This window comes from Kitasatospora sp. NPDC056531 (assembly GCF_042794375.1).
GTDB lineage: Bacteria > Actinomycetota > Actinomycetes > Streptomycetales > Streptomycetaceae > Kitasatospora.
The window spans coordinates 97,934-112,685 of record NZ_JBHTTU010000021.1 but is presented as its reverse complement, the minus strand read 5'-3'; the positions used below and the strand labels follow the sequence as shown (position 1 = coordinate 112,685).

The window sequence follows — 14,752 nt, the reverse complement described above, 5'->3', positions numbered from 1 at the left end:
ACCACCGACAGGCCGGGCAGCCAGGCCGGATCGCGGCGCAGCGCGTCCACCAGGTCCGCTTCGTCCGGGCCGGGGAACGCGGCCATGTGGACCCGCCTGGTCGCCGGGGCGTCCTGCGGGTTTTCGACCCTCGTAGTGACCTGAGTGACCTGCATGAGTCAACCCTCCCTGTGTCACACGTCGTTGTGGACCGGCCCCGGACGGTGGGTGGACCGTCCGGGGCCGTTGAAGGTTAGCGGATGACGTGGCGTCAGCCCTTGGGCTGCGCCTCCGGCTTGGCGTCCTCGCGGACCTTCGGCTGGGCGTCGACGCCGGCCTCGCGGCGCTGCGCCGGGGTGATCGGGGTCGGGGCGCCGGTCAGCGGGTCACCACCGGTGGACGTCTTCGGGAAGGCGATGACGTCGCGGATGGTGTCGTACCCGCCCAGCAGGGTGACGATCCGGTCGAGGCCGAAGGCGACACCACCGTGCGGCGGCGGACCGTAGTTGAAGGCGTCCAGCAGGAAGCCGAACTGCGAGGCCGCCTCCTCCTCGGAGAGGCCGATCGCGTCGAACGCCCGCTTCTGGACCTCGCGCTGGTGGATACGGATCGAACCGCCGCCCAGCTCCGAGCCGTTGAGGACCAGGTCGTAGGCGTTGGACAGGGCCGAGCCCGGGTCGGTGTCGAAGGTGGCCAGCGACTCCGCGGTCGGGGCGGTGAACGGGTGGTGCACCGCGTGCCAGCCCTGGAACTCGCCCTTGTCGTCCTCGATCGGCTCGAACATCGGGAAGTCGACGACCCAGAGGAAGGCCCACTTGGACTCGTCGATCAGCTCGCAGCGGCGGCCGATCTCCAAACGGGCGGCGCCCAGCAGCTCCTGCGAGGCGCGCTCCTTGCCGGCGGCGAAGAAGACCGCGTCGCCGTTCTTGGCGCCGGCCGCGGCGGCGAGCCCGGCCAGGTGCTCCTCGGAGAGGTTCTTGGCGACCGGGCCGCGCAGCTCGCCGGTCTCGGCGTCGATCAGCACGTAGGCGAGGCCCTTGGCGCCGCGCGCCTTGGCCCAGTCCTGCCAGGCGTCCAACTGCTTGCGCGGCTGCGAGGCGCCGCCCGGCATGACCACGGCGCCGACGTACGGGGCCTGGAAGACGCGGAACTCGGTGCCCTTGAAGTACTCGGTGAGGTCGGTGAGTTCCTGGCCGAAGCGGACGTCCGGCTTGTCGGAGCCGTAGCGGCCCATCGCGTCCGCGTAGGTCATCCGCGGCAGCGGGTTGGGGATCTCGTAGCCGTGCACCTCGCGCCAGACGGCGCCGATGATCTTCTCGCCGAGGGCCAGGATGTCCTCCTGGTCGACGAACGAGGCCTCGATGTCCAGCTGGGTGAACTCCGGCTGGCGGTCGGCGCGGAAGTCCTCGTCGCGGAAGCAGCGGGCGATCTGGTAGTAGCGCTCCATGCCGGCCACCATCAGCAGCTGCTTGAACAGCTGGGGCGACTGCGGCAGCGCGTACCAGTGGCCGGGCTGCAGGCGGACCGGGACGAGGAAGTCGCGGGCGCCCTCGGGGGTGGAACGGGTGAGGTACGGCGTCTCGATGTCGAGGAAGTCGTTCTCCTCCATCACCCGGCGGATGATGTTGTTGACCTTGGAGCGCAGCCGCAGGCCCTTGGCCGGGCCCTCACGGCGCAGGTCCAGGTAGCGGTAGCGCAGCCGGACCTCCTCGTTGACCGTGCCCGGCTCGTACTCGGCGACCGGGAACGGCAGCGGGGCGGCCTCGGAGAGCACCTCGATCCCGCTGACGACGACCTCGACGGCGCCGGTCGGGATCTCCGGGTTCTCGTTGCCCTCGGGGCGGACCCGGACGTCGCCGACGACCTTGACGCAGTACTCGGCGCGAAGGCCGTGCACCGAGTCCAGGTCGCGGACCACGATCTGCACGGTGCCGGAGGCGTCGCGCAGGTCGATGAAGGCCACGCCGCCGTGGTCGCGGCGGCGGGCGACCCAGCCGGCCAGGGTGACGGTGGTGCCTGCGTGCTCCGGGCGGAGCGTGCCCGCGTCGTGCGTGCGGATCACAGCTGCTTCTCCTTCAGGGTGGTGACGAGTGCGTCGAGGGCGACGGGGGTCTGCTCGCCGGTGCTCATGTCCTTGAGCTGGACGACGCCCTCGGCGAGGTCCCGGTCACCGGCGATCAGGGCGAAGCGGGCGCCGGACCGGTCGGCGGACTTCATGGCGTTCTTGATGGTCTTGACGCCGAAGGCGAGGTCGGTGGCGACGCCGGCCCGGCGCAGCTCGACCACCTTGGCGAACAGGACGTTCTTGGCTTCCTCGCCGAGCGCGACGGCGTAGACCGAGGTGGCGGCCGGCAGGTCGAGGACGACGCCCTCGGCCTCCAGCGCCAGGTAGGTGCGGTCCACGCCGAGGGCCCAGCCGACCGACGGCAGCGCCGGGCCGCCGATCATCTCGGACAGGCCGTCGTAGCGGCCGCCGCCGCCGATCGCGGACTGGGCGCCGAGACCGTTGTGCACGAACTCGAAGGTGGTGCGGGTGTAGTAGTCCAGGCCGCGGACCAGCTTCGGGTCGTCGACGAAGGCCACGCCGCTGGCGGTGAGCAGCTCGCGGACCTTCTCGTCGTACGCCTTGCAGCCCTCGCACAGGAAGTCGCGCAGCATCGGGGCGCCGACCAGCTGCTCCTGCACCGACTCGCGCTTGTCGTCCAGGACGCGCAGCGGGTTGATCTCGGCGCGGCGGCGGGTCTCCTCGTCGAGGTCCAGGCCGGACAGGAACTCGATCAGGGCGGTGCGGTAGACCGGGCGGCACTGCTTGTCGCCGAGGCTGTTGAGCAGCAGCGAGTAGTTGCTCAGGCCCAGCGAGCGGAAGGCGTCGTCGGCGAGGATGATCAGCTCGGCGTCCAGCGCCGGGTCCTCGGCGCCGATCGCCTCGGCGCCGACCTGGGAGAACTGGCGGTAGCGGCCGGCCTGCGGGCGCTCGTAGCGGTAGTACGAGCCGGAGTACCAGAGCTTGACCGGCAGGTTGCCCACCTTGTGCAGGTTGGCCTGGAGCGCGGCGCGCAGCACCGAGGCGGTGCCCTCGGGGCGCAGCGCGAGGTCCTCCTTGCCGCGCTTGGTGAGGGAGAACATCTCCTTGGTGACGATGTCGGTGGACTCGCCGACACCGCGCGAGAACAGCTTCACGTCCTCGAAGACCGGGGTCTCGATGTAGCCGTAACCGGCCCGGCGGGCGGGCGCGGCGATGCGCTCGCGGATCGCCAGGAAGGTCGCGGAGCTGGGGGGCAGCAGGTCGTAGGTGCCCTTGGGGGCGGTGAAGGTGCTCAACTTCTCTTCCGTCACATTCCTCGTCGCGGGAAAGCCGGGGCGCCGGCCGCCCCCGCTGCCTGTCGGAGGTAGGGGTTGGTGGCGCGCTCGCGGCCGATGGTGGTCTGACCGCCGTGGCCGGAGAGGACCACGGTGGAATCGTCGAGGGGCAGGCACACCCGGGCCAGCGAGCTCATGATCGCCTCGCTGTCCCCGCCCGGGAGGTCGGTACGCCCGATGGAGCCGGCGAACAGCAGGTCGCCCGAGAACAGCACCGGGGGGAGGTCCTCGGCACCGGGCGTCCGGAAGGTCACCGACCCCCCGGTATGGCCCGGGGCGTGGTCCACGGTGAGCTTCAGGCCGGCCAGCTCCAGCACGCTGCCGTCGGTCAGCTCGCGCACGTCGTCGGGCTCGCCGACGGTGAGCTCACCCATCAGCTGGGTGCCCAGGGAGCGACCGAGCGCCTTCTCCGGGTCGGACATCATGTACCGGTCCTCGGGGTGGATCCAGGCCGGGACGCCGCGGGCGCCGCAGACCGGGACCACCGAGGCGACGTGGTCGATGTGGCCGTGGGTGAGCAGCACGGCGACGGGCTTCAGCCGGTGCTCGCGGACGAGCTCCTCGACGCCGCGGGCGGCCTGGTGGCCGGGGTCGACGATGACGCACTCCTCGCCCGCCGCCGGCGCGACCAGGTAGCAGTTGGTGCCCCAGGCTCCAGCGGGGAATCCGGCGATGAACACGCGCGTCCTTCGGGTCTGCGGCGACCAGCTGCGATGGCTACCAGTAGTGATGTGTAAGGGCAGCCTACCGGCGGGCCGGGTCCGGTTGCGAACCAGATGACGGTGGCGGGCCGGGCCGTCGGGGCGGTTCACCGCGTTCTTACGGGCCCGGTCCCTACACTTGGCCGCCGATGGATGCGATGATCCGCTTCGGAATCCATCCACTCTTTCCGCACATCCTCAGGAGACACGGCCGGTGGTCAGCAGCGAACAGCGGCGGCGGCAGCTCGCCCGCGAGAAATTCGAGCGCCAGGAGAAGCGCCGCGCCGAGGCGGCGGCCGCCCGCAAGCGCCGCAACACGATCATGGGCACCTCGCTCGCCGTCGTGGTGCTGGCCGGCGGCGGCACGCTGTTCGCCACCGGCGCGTTCGACTCGGACAAGGACACGAAGGCTTCGGCCGCCTCCTCCCCCCAGGCCGCGCCGACCCAGGCCGCGCCCACCACTGCGGCCGCCCCGACCCGCAAGCCGGTCGAGGGCTGCGCCGCCCCGGCGCCCGGCGCGCCGAACGGCAAGCAGTTCAAGACCGAGCCGGCCATGACGATCGACCCGAGCGGCTCGTACACCATGGCGCTGGACACCAACTGCGGCAAGGTGACGGTCGCGCTGGACGCGGCCAAGGCCCCGCACACCGTGAACTCCTTCGCCTTCCTGGCCGGTGAGCAGTTCTTCGACCACACCAAGTGCCACCGCCTCACCACCGACGGCATCTTCGTGCTCCAGTGCGGAGACCCGACCGCCAGCGCGACCGTCCCGGGCGGCATGGGCGGCCCCGGCTACAAGTTCAAGGACGAGAACCTGACCGGCGCCGCCTACCCGGCGGGCACCGTGGCGATGGCCAACTCCGGCCCGGACACCAACGGCAGCCAGTTCTTCCTGGTCTACAAGGACACCCAGCTGCCCCCGAATTACATCCCCTTCGGCAAGATCACCGGCGGCCTGGACGTGGTCCAGAAGATCGCCGCCGCGGGCACCCTTGAGGGCGCCTCGGACGGCCACCCGATGGCCGACGTCACCTTCAACTCGGTTACCGTGTCGAAGGGTTGACCAACCCCGAGGCCGTCGGCGGCGGGCGCCCGGGGCGCCCCCGCCGGGCCCCGGGGCGAAATCGCCCGGCCCGGATGCGGACAGCACCGGGCCTGGTCGCCTATGTTGGCGTTGTATAGGGTGCCCGGACCCGCCTAGCCGTCACCCGCGGCAGCAAGGCACGGCGGACGGGGACGGCGGACTCATCGGTCCGCCGCACATCAACTGTGGACGACGGACGCGCGCCGCCCCGGCGCGGGCGCGACGTCATGTGGAGGACGCGCTATGAGCAGCGACCCGTGGGGCCGTGTGGACGAGCAGGGCACGGTGTACGTCAGGACGGCCGACGGCGAACGCGTCGTGGGTTCCTGGCAGGCCGGCTCGCCCGAGGAGGCCCTCGCCTACTTCGAGCGCAAGTACCAGGGCATCGAGGTGGAGATCGGCCTGCTGGAGAAGCGGGTGCGCACCACCGACCTGGCCGCCAAGGACGCCCAGACCGCGCTGGAGCACCTCCGCGCGCAGGTGACCGAGGGGCACGCGGTGGGTGACCTGGACGCGCTGGCCAAGCGGCTGGACACGCTCGCCGGTGAGATCGAGAGCCGGCGGGAGGAGCGCAAGGCCGCCCGCGCCAAGGCCCAGGACGAGACCCGCTCCGCCAAGGAGGCCCTGGTCGCCGAGGCCGAGCAGCTCGCCGAGTCCACCCAGTGGCGGGAGGCCGGGGACCGGCTGCGCGCCCTGGTGGAGACCTGGAAGGGCCTGCCGCGGCTGGACCGCAAGAGCGACGACGAGCTGTGGCACCGGTTCTCGCACGCCCGCTCGGTCTTCTCCAAGCACCGCAAGGCGCACTTCGCCACCCTGGACGCCGAGCGCGACCACGCCCGGGAGACCAAGGAGGCGCTGGTCACCGAGGCCGAGGCGCTGTCCTCGTCCACCGACTGGGGCAGCACCGCGGCCGCGTACCGCGACCTGATGGCGCGCTGGAAGGCCGCCGGCCGGGCGCAGCGGGACGTCGAGGACGAGCTGTGGGCGCGGTTCCGCGGCGCGCAGGACGTCTTCTTCCAGGCCCGTTCCGCAGTGTTCAGCGAGCGGGACGCCGAGCAGGTGGGCAACCAGAAGCTCAAGGAGGCGCTGGCGGCCGAGGCCGAGGCGATCCTGCCGATCGCCGACCTGAAGGCCGCCAAGGCCGCGCTGCGCGACGTCAACGAGCGCTGGGAGGCGATCGGGCACGTGCCACGCGACGTCCGTCCGAAGCTGGACGGCCGGCTGAACGCGGTCGAGCGGGCGATCCGCGAGGCCGAGGACGCCGAGTGGAAGCGCTCCAACCCGGAGGCCAAGGCCCGCGCGGCCGGCATGGTGGGCCTGTTCCAGGCGAAGGCCGACAAGCTGCAGGCCGACCTGGACAAGGCCCGCGCGGCCGGCAACGCCTCCAAGGCCGCCAAGCTGGAGTCCGAGCTGGCGGGCGTGCAGACGCTGCTGGAGCAGGCGCACAAGAGCCAGGACGAGTTCAGCGGCTGATCCCAGCCGACTGAACGGCGAAGGCCCCCGGGGAGCTCCCCGGGGGCCTTCCTCATGCCGTGGTCACTTGCGGGCGGAGGTGACGCGGTAGACGTCGTACACGCCCTCGACGCCGCGCACCGCCTTGAGCACGTGGCCCAGGTGCTTCGGGTCGCCCATCTCGAAGGTGAAGCGGCTCATCGCCACCCGGTCCCGGGAGGTCTGGACCGCCGCCGACAGGATGTTGACGTGCTGGTCGGAGAGCACCCGGGTGACGTCCGAGAGCAGCCGGGAGCGGTCCAGCGCCTCGACCTGGATGGCCACCAGGAAGACCGAGGACTGAGTGGCCGCCCACTCGACGTCGATCATCCGCTCGGGCTGCTGGCTCAGCGACTCGACGTTGACGCAGTCGGCGCGGTGCACCGAGACGCCGTTACCGCGGGTGACGAAGCCGACGATCGGGTCGCCCGGCACCGGGGTGCAGCAGCGGGAGAGCTTGACCCAGACGTCCTCGACGCCCTTGACGATCACGCCCGGGTCGCCCTTGGCCCGGCGGCGGACGGCCCGGCGGTTGTCGTGCGTCGGGGTCGCGGTCTCGGCCAGGTCCTCGGTCGCGCCCTCCTCGCCGCCGAGCGCCTGGACCAGCTTCTGGACGATGTTCTGCGCGGCGACGTGCCCCTCGCCGATGGCGGCGTAGAGCGAGGAGATGTCGGGGTAGCGCATCTCGTGGGCCAGGGTGACCAGCGAGTCGCCGGTCAGGATCCGCTGGATCGGCAGGCCCTGCTTGCGCATCGCCCGGACGATCGCCTCCTTGCCGTGCTCGATCGCCTCCTCGCGGCGCTCCTTGGAGAACCAGGCGCGGATCTTGTTGCGGGCGCGCGGCGACTTGACGAAGCCCAGCCAGTCCCGGGACGGGCCGGCGTTCTCCGCCTTGGAGGTGAACACCTCGACGGTGTCGCCGTTCTCCAGCGTCGACTCCAGCGGCACCAGCCGTCCGTTGACCCGGGCCCCTATGGTCCGGTAGCCGACCTCGGTGTGCACCGCGAAGGCGAAGTCGACCGGGGTCGCCCCGGCGGGCAGGGCTATCACGTCACCCTTGGGGGTGAAGACGAAGACCTCGTTGCTGGCCAGGTCGAAGCGGAGCGACTCCAGGAACTCGCCCGGGTCGGCGGTCTCCTTCTGCCAGTCCAGCAGCTGCCGCAGCCAGGCCATCTCGTTGACGGCGCCGGCCTTGTCGTCCTTGCGGACCTGGGTCGGGGTGTCGGTGCGGACCTTGGACGCCCCGGCGACCGCGCGCTGCTTGTACTTCCAGTGGGCGGCGATGCCGTACTCGGCCCGCCGGTGCATGTCGAAGGTGCGGATCTGGAGTTCGACGGGCTTGCCGCCGGGACCGATCACCGTGGTGTGCAGCGACTGGTACATGTTGAACTTGGGCATCGCGATGTAGTCCTTGAACCGCCCCGGCACCGGGTTCCACCGCGCGTGGATGGTGCCCAGCGCCGCGTAGCAGTCGCGGACGGTGTCGACCAGGACCCGGATGCCCACCAGGTCGTAGATCTCGGCGAAGTCCCGGCCGCGGACGATCATCTTCTGGTAGACCGAGTAGTAGTGCTTCGGCCGGCCGGTGACGGAGGCGGTGATCCGGGCGCCGCGCAGGTCCGCCTGGACCTGGTCGATGACGGTCGCCAGGTACTCGTCCCGCTTGGGGGCGCGCTCGGCGACCAGCCGGACGATCTCGTCGTACATCTTGGGGTAGAGGATCGCGAAGGCGAGGTCCTCCAGCTCCCACTTGATGGTGTTCATGCCCAGCCGGTGCGCCAGCGGGGCGTAGATCTCCAGCGTCTCGCGGGCCTTCTTCTCCTGCTTCTCCCGCTTGAGGTAGCGCATCGTGCGCATGTTGTGCAGGCGGTCGGCCAGCTTGATCACCAGGACCCGCGGGTCCTTGGCCATCGCCACGACCATCTTGCGGACGGTCTCGGCCTGGGCGGCCTCGCCGAACTTGACCCGGTCGAGCTTGGTGACGCCGTCGACCAGCAGGGCCACCGAGTCGCCGAAGTCCTTGCGCAGGGTCTCCAGGCCGTAGTCGGTGTCCTCGACGGTGTCGTGCAGCAGCCCGGCCATCAGCGTCGGGGCGTCCATGCCGAGCTCGGCGAGGATGGTCGCGACGGCCAGCGGGTGGGTGATGTACGGGTCGCCGCTCTTGCGCTTCTGCCCGCGGTGCCACTTCTCGGCCACGGCGTAGGCGCGTTCGATGTCGCGCAGCAGCGCCGGGTCGGCCTTGGGGTCGTTCGCCCGGATCGAGCGGAACAGCGGTTCCAGCACGGGGTTGAGCACGCTGGAGCGCTGGCCGCCGAGGCGGGCCAGGCGGGCGCGCATGCCGCCGCCGGTACCGGAGCCGCGGCCGAGCGGGGCGAGCTGGCGCGAGGAGGTGGGCGCCGGGCGTGCCGGGGTGGCCCCCGAGGGCGTGGGACGGTCTTCGGGGGCGGCCGCTGCGGCCGTGGGCACAACCTCGTCGGGCAAGGACACTCCTCGGGGCACCGGGGCCGACCCCCCGCCGAGGCCCGTGCGGTCCGGGCACAACCGGGAGGGGATGAATCTTCATGGTACCGAGCCCGGCGGCCCGGTGTTCATCCGGCCGGGCCCGTCAACGCAAGGACGGCGGTCGGATGATCCGACCGCCGTCCCTTCAGCCCGTCGCCGAGCCCGTCCCTCAGACCGTGACCAGCGTCTCCAGCGGGGCGCCGTTCAGGTGCCCGGCCAGCCGCTCGCGGCCGTCCAGGAAGCCCAGCTCCATCAGCACCACGACGCCCACCAGCTCGGCGCCGGCCTCCTTCACCAGGTCCAGCGAGGCGCCTATGGTGCCGCCGGTGGCCAGCACGTCGTCCACCACCAGCACCTTCTCACCGGGCTCGAAGGCGTCGCACTGCACCTCCAGCGTCGCCGAGCCGTACTCCAGCTCGTACGAGCGCCGGAACACCTCGCCGGGCAGCTTGCCCTGCTTGCGGATCGGTACGAAGCCCAGCCCGGCCGCGAAGGCCGCCGGGGCCGCCAGCACGAAGCCACGCGCCTCCAGGCCCACCACCTTGGTCGCCCCGAGCTCCTTGGCCCGGTCGGCCAGCGCCCGGGTCAGGGCGCCGAAGGCCTCGGCGTCGGCGAGCAGCGGCGCGATGTCCTTGAACAGCACACCCGGCTTCGGGTAGTCCGGGACGTCCCGGATCCGGCTGTTCAGCAGATCGGCCAGAGTGATGTCGGCGGTGGTCACGGTGGTGTCCTTAGGGTTTGGGAAATCAGCGCTTGGTGGACGGACGGCCCTTGGGCCGCGCGGCACCGGCCGCCCGACCGCGCTGACCGACCATACCCGCGGGCTGGTCCCCGTCCGCACCCTCGTCCGTCGGCGCCGCGTCCGAGGCCTCGGCCTTGACGGCCGCGGCCCGGTGCTGCAGGACCCGCTTGCGCAGGGCCTTCATCTCCGGCTGCTCCTCCTTGAGCTGCGCCAGCAGCGGGGTGGCGACGCAGATCGAGGAGTAGGCACCGGCCGCGAGGCCGATGAACAGCGCGAGCGAGATGTCGTTCAGGGTGCCGGCGCCCAGCAGGCCGCCGCCGATGAACAGCAGCGCGGCGACCGGCAGGAGCGCCACCACGGTGGTGTTGAGCGAACGCACCAGGGTCTGGTTGAGGCCGGCGTTGGCCGCCTCGCTGTAGGTGCGCTTGTTCTGCTTGGTGAGGTCCTTGGTGTTCTCCTTCACGGTGTCGAAGACGACGACCGTGTCGTAGAGCGAGTAACCGAGGATCGTCAGGAACCCGATCACCGTACCGGGGGTGACCTCGAAGCCCACTAGGGCGTACACACCGATGGTGATCAGCAAGTCGTGGATCAGGGCGACCAGGGCGGCCACCGCCATCCGCCACTCGAAGGCGATCGCCAGGTAGAGCGTCACCAAAACCATGAAGATGATCAGACCGGTGAGCGCCTTGTTGGAGATCTGCTTGCCCCAGCTGGGGCCGATGACCTGGGCCTCGACGGTGTCCAGCGGCACGCCGATCTTCTCGGCGAGCTGCGAGCGGACCTCGTCGGAGCTCTTCGACTCGTCGGTGCTGACCTGGATGCGGATCTTGTTGCCGTCGGTCGACTGCACCAGCGGGTGCGAGGAGACGACCTGGTCGGCCTTGTCCTGCGCCTGCGAGACGGTCAGACCCGGCTTGGTCACGGTGTAGACCGAGCCGCCCTTGAACTCGATGCCCAGGTGCAGGCCCATGGCCAGGCCGATCGCCGCGACCAGCACGATCACACCGGAGATCGAGTACCAGAGCTTACGGCGCCCGACGAAGTCGAAGCTGACCTCGCCCTGGTAGAGCCGGTGGCCCAGATTGGAGAAGCGTGACACGGTGTCAGGCCTCCTTCACGGCGGCAGAGGAGGAGCTACGGCGACGGCTGCTGCGCAGCGGCGGGCGGGCGCCCAGCCGCTTCGGGTCCAGGCCGGACCACGGGTGACCCTCGGCGAAGAACTTGCGCCGGGCCAGCAGCGTGATCAGCGGCTTGGTGAAGAGGAAGATCACCACGACGTCGAGCGCGGTGGTCAGACCCAGGGTGAAGGCGAAGCCCTGGACCTTGCCGACCGAGACCACGTAGAGCACGGCGGCACAGAGGAAGGACACGAAGTCCGAGACCAGGATGGTGCGCCGGGCGCGCGGCCAGGCCCGCTGGACCGCCGGGCGCAGCGGGGCGCCCTCGCGGACCTCGTCGCGGATGCGCTCGAAGTACACGATGAAGGAGTCGGCGGTGATGCCGATCGCGACGATCGCACCGCAGACCGCCGGCAGGTTCAGCGCGAAGCCGATCCCACCGCCGAGCAGGCTCATGATCGAGTAGGTCAGGGCCGCCGAGACGAGCAGACCGGCGATCGAGACCAGGCCCAGGCCGCGGTAGTAGATCAGCGAGTACGCGACGACCAGCAGCATGCCGATCGCACCGGCGACCAGACCGGCCTTGAGCTGGTCACTGCCCAGCGCCGGGGAGACGGTGGTGATGTCGCTCTTGGTGAACTCCAGCGGCAGGGCGCCGTAGCTCAGCACGTTGGAGAGGTCCTGCGCCTCGGCCTGGGAGAACTGTCCGGTGATGACCGCGCTACCGCCCGGGATCGGGCCGTTGACCTGCGGGTGCGAGACCACCTGGTTGTCCAGCACGATGGCGAACTGGTTGGCCGGCGGGGTCTGGGTGGCCAGCTGGCCGGTGACCTTGGAGAAGGCGTCGGTGCCGGCGCCGTTGAACTGCAGCTGGACCTGCCAGCCGCCGCCGGTCTGGGTGTCGAGGCCCGCCTGGGCCTTGGAGATGTCCGCGCCCTTCACGGCCGCGGGGCCGAGGGCCAGCTTCTCGTAGTAGCCGTGCTCGGCCTTCTGGGAGCAGGCCACCATGGCCTTGTCCTCGGCACCGGTCTGGGCGGCGCGGACCTCGGGCTTGGAGCAGTCGAGGTTGGCGAAGGCGGTCTGGAGCTCCGGCGGGACGGTGCCCTGGGTCATCGCGGCGCTCAGGTCGGCGGCGCTCGGCTGGGTGGCCTGGGCGCTCGGGGCGCCGCTGGCGGCCGGAGCCGCGGAGCCGGTGGCGGCGGCGGACGGGGCGGTGCTCGCGCCGGTGGCGGCGGCCGACGGGCTGGCGCCCTCGGCGGCCAGGGCCTCACCGACGGCGCGGCCCTGCTTGGTGGCGCTCGCCGAGGCGGTCGGCGCGTGGCTGGCGGAGGAGCTCGCGCCCGCCGAGGCCGAGGCGGTGGCCGACGGGGTGGCGCTGCCCGAGGGGGCGGCGCTCGGGGTACCGGTGGCGCCGGCGGACGGGGTGCCGGTGGGCGCGGGCGGGGTGACGCCGCTGGGCGCCACGGCCAGGACCGGACGGAAGAACAGCTTCGCGGTGGTACCGACCTGGTCCGCCGCGTTCTGCTTGTCGCCGCCCTTGGGGATGTTCACGATGATCGTGTCCGAGCCCTGGGTCTGGACCTCCGCCTCGGAGACACCCATTCCGTTGACCCGGCGCTCGATGATCCCGACGGCGATGTCCATGTTGGACTTGTTGACCGCCTTGGGGTCGGTCGACTTCGCGGTCAGCGTGATGCTGGTACCACCGGCGAGGTCGATTCCGAGCCGGGGCTTGGTGTTGCCCGTCCCGAACATGAGGGCGACCAGTCCGACGGTGACGACCAGGATGAGGGCCAGCGCCCGTCCTGGGTAGCCGTCGCGCGGGCGCGACTTGGGTGTTGCCACCTTGCTCGTTTCTCCCTGTCCATGCCACCTCCCCGACCGGACCCCCGTCCGGCTCGTGGCGGGACGGGGGCATGGCGGTTCTGCGGCCCTGAGGTCCTGTGGGCTCGCGGCACTGCGCCGCGCGGCCGGGCGGGTTGCCCGGCCGTACTACTTGCTCGCGGGAGCCCCGCCCTCGGCATCGCCCTTCTCGGCGCTGTCCTTGGTGAGCGACAGCGCCTTGTCCTCGACCGGCGCGGCGTCCGCGTCCTCGGCCTCGGTCTCGGGCAGCTCGTCATCGCCGGGGCGACCGTTGATGATCGCGTCGTACTCCTGGGGGTCCAGGACGGCCGCGATGGCGCTCTTGGTGAAGTGGGTGACCACGCCGGGAGCGATCTCCAGCTCGACGGTCTCGTCGTTGACCGCCTTCACCTGGGCATACAGGCCGCCGATGGTGCGCACCCCCGCCCCGGGCTCCAGCGCGGTCTGCATCTGCTGCATCTGCGACTGGCGCTTCTTCTGCGACCGGAACATGAGCACGATCGCGATGATCGGGAGGAGAAGGATGATGAGGTTCACTGCAGCCAGGGTCCTTTACGGGCCGCCGGCCGGCGGCCTGTGTGGTATGGGTCGGCCCGTCAGGTGAGAGGGGCGGTCCGGCGGAGTCTAGGCGACCCCGAACTGATCGGACAACGCCAAGCATCGCATCCTGCCGCCGAAAGTGGCGACCCTCGGCCTGCACAGTTTCCCCGGACTTCTCCCCTGGCTCCTCCCCGCCCTGCGGCGCCTGGCCGGGCGCCGGGAACCGGTGGACACCTCTCACCCGTTCAGCCCATGCCGGTCAACTTCCGTCCGCCGGGAACAGCTCCGGCTGGGCCGTCGCCGCGCCGCGGGTGGTCTGGACCGGCGGGGTCTGTACCGGTGGAGTCAGGCCGAGGTGCTGCCAGGCGGCGGCGGTGGCGATCCGCCCGCGCGGGGTGCGGGCGAGCAGGCCCTCGCGGACCAGGAAGGGCTCGGCCACCTCCTCGACCGTCTCGGCCTCCTCCCCCACGGCGACCGCGAGTGTCGACAAACCGACCGGCCCGCCGCCGAACAGCCGCAGCAGTGCGTCCAGCACCGCGCGGTCCAGCCGGTCCAGGCCACGGGCGTCCACCTCGTAGACGTCCAACGCCTGGGCGGCGATCTCGGCGCTGACCTGGCCGTCGTGCCGCACCTGGGCGTAGTCGCGCACCCGGCGCAGCAGCCGGTTGGCGATGCGCGGGGTGCCACGCGAGCGCCCGGCGATCTCGGCCGCGCCGGCCGGGTCTATCTCGACGTCCAGCAGGGCGGCCGAGCGGTGCACCACCCGCTGCAGCTCGTTCGGGGCGTAGAACTCCATGTGTCCGGTGAAGCCGAAGCGGTCGCGCAGCGGGGGCGGCAGCAGCCCGGCCCGGGTGGTGGCGCCGACCAGGGTGAAGGGCGGCAGCTCCAGCGGGATGGCGGTGGCACCCGGGCCCTTGCCGACGATCACGTCGACCCGGAAGTCCTCCATCGCCATGTAGAGCATCTCCTCGGCCGGCCGGGACATCCGGTGGATCTCGTCGAGGAAGAGCACCTCGCCCTCGGTGAGCGAGGAGAGGATCGCCGCGAGGTCGCCCGCGTGCTGGATGGCCGGGCCGGAGGTGATCCGGATCGGGGCGCCCAGCTCGGCGGCGATGATCATGGACAGGGTGGTCTTGCCGAGCCCCGGAGGGCCGCTCAGCAGCACGTGGTCGGGCGCGCTGCCGCGCTTGCGGGCGGCCTGGAGCACCAGGGACAGCTGCTCGCGCACCCGCTCCTGGCCGATGAACTCGTCCAGCAGCTTGGGGCGCAGCGCCGCCTCCACCGCCTGGTCCTCGCCGTCGGCGGCGGCCGTGACCAGCCGGTCCGCAGGTTCCGAGTCGTACATCCTCGCGGGCTCCAAAGTCTCCGT

At 71.4% G+C, this 14,752-nt stretch carries 11 protein-coding genes and 1 pseudogene; 2 read left to right on the top strand and 10 right to left on the bottom strand.

What is annotated here, in order from left to right; genetic code table 11:
- The 4 genes and pseudogenes from ACFQ87_RS20030 to ACFQ87_RS20015 form a co-directional block, all read right to left on the bottom strand.
- A pseudogene (locus tag ACFQ87_RS20030) lies at nt 1–155 on the bottom strand (GNAT family N-acetyltransferase); the annotation flags it as partial.
- Between the two features lie 95 nt (nt 156–250).
- Entirely contained in the window at nt 251–2,041 is a 1,791-nt protein-coding gene (gene aspS / locus ACFQ87_RS20025; protein WP_380612101.1) for an aspartate--tRNA ligase, read from the bottom strand.
- Nucleotides 2,038–3,300, bottom strand: a complete 1,263-nt coding sequence (hisS, locus tag ACFQ87_RS20020; protein ID WP_380612100.1) for a histidine--tRNA ligase — start codon at nt 3,298–3,300, stop codon at nt 2,038–2,040. Before hisS ends, aspS begins: the two co-directional genes overlap by 4 nt.
- An 11-nt stretch (nt 3,301–3,311) precedes the next feature.
- On the bottom strand, nt 3,312–4,019 hold the full coding sequence (locus ACFQ87_RS20015; protein ID WP_380612099.1) for an MBL fold metallo-hydrolase: 708 nt from the start codon (nt 4,017–4,019) through the stop codon (nt 3,312–3,314).
- 235 nt (nt 4,020–4,254) lie between these two features.
- On the opposite strand from ACFQ87_RS20015, the gene ACFQ87_RS20010 reads away from it, so the two are divergent.
- Nucleotides 4,255–5,103, top strand: coding sequence for a peptidylprolyl isomerase (locus ACFQ87_RS20010; protein WP_380612098.1), 849 nt, complete (start codon nt 4,255–4,257; stop codon nt 5,101–5,103).
- A 264-nt stretch (nt 5,104–5,367) separates the two neighbouring features.
- A complete protein-coding gene (locus ACFQ87_RS20005; protein WP_380612097.1) occupies nt 5,368–6,597 on the top strand; it encodes a DUF349 domain-containing protein in 1,230 nt (409 codons plus the stop codon).
- A gap of 63 nt (nt 6,598–6,660) precedes the next feature.
- On the opposite strand, the gene ACFQ87_RS20000 is transcribed toward ACFQ87_RS20005, so the two are convergent.
- From ACFQ87_RS20000 to ruvB, 6 genes are all read right to left on the bottom strand, one after another.
- Nucleotides 6,661–9,114 (bottom strand): RelA/SpoT family protein, encoded by a 2,454-nt coding sequence (locus ACFQ87_RS20000; RefSeq protein ID WP_380612096.1) that lies wholly within the window; start codon nt 9,112–9,114, stop codon nt 6,661–6,663.
- A gap of 172 nt (nt 9,115–9,286) precedes the next feature.
- Nucleotides 9,287–9,838: an adenine phosphoribosyltransferase gene (locus tag ACFQ87_RS19995; RefSeq protein ID WP_380612095.1), complete on the bottom strand. Its 552-nt coding sequence runs from the start codon at nt 9,836–9,838 to the stop codon at nt 9,287–9,289.
- Nucleotides 9,839–9,863: 25 nt separating this feature from the next.
- Nucleotides 9,864–10,961, bottom strand: a complete 1,098-nt coding sequence (secF, locus tag ACFQ87_RS19990) for a protein translocase subunit SecF (RefSeq protein ID WP_380612094.1) — start codon at nt 10,959–10,961, stop codon at nt 9,864–9,866.
- A 4-nt stretch (nt 10,962–10,965) separates the two neighbouring features.
- Entirely contained in the window at nt 10,966–12,825 is a 1,860-nt protein-coding gene (gene secD, locus ACFQ87_RS19985) for a protein translocase subunit SecD (protein ID WP_380612093.1), read from the bottom strand.
- A gap of 147 nt (nt 12,826–12,972) precedes the next feature.
- A complete protein-coding gene (gene yajC, locus ACFQ87_RS19980; protein ID WP_380612092.1) occupies nt 12,973–13,380 on the bottom strand; it encodes a preprotein translocase subunit YajC in 408 nt (135 codons plus the stop codon).
- A 262-nt stretch (nt 13,381–13,642) separates the two neighbouring features.
- Complete coding sequence (gene ruvB, locus ACFQ87_RS19975) at nt 13,643–14,728, bottom strand: Holliday junction branch migration DNA helicase RuvB (RefSeq protein WP_380612091.1); 1,086 nt, start codon at nt 14,726–14,728, stop codon at nt 13,643–13,645.
- Between the last annotated feature and the right edge of the window lie 24 nt (nt 14,729–14,752).

Bases quoted from the DNA above. Each gene is read 5' to 3' on its own strand.
- ruvB (WP_380612091.1), bottom strand. From the start codon at position 14,728: ATGTACGACTCGGAACCTGCGGACCGGCTGGTCACGGCCGCCGCCGAC.
- ACFQ87_RS20005 (WP_380612097.1), top strand. From the start codon at position 5,368: ATGAGCAGCGACCCGTGGGGCCGTGTGGACGAGCAGGGCACGGTGTAC.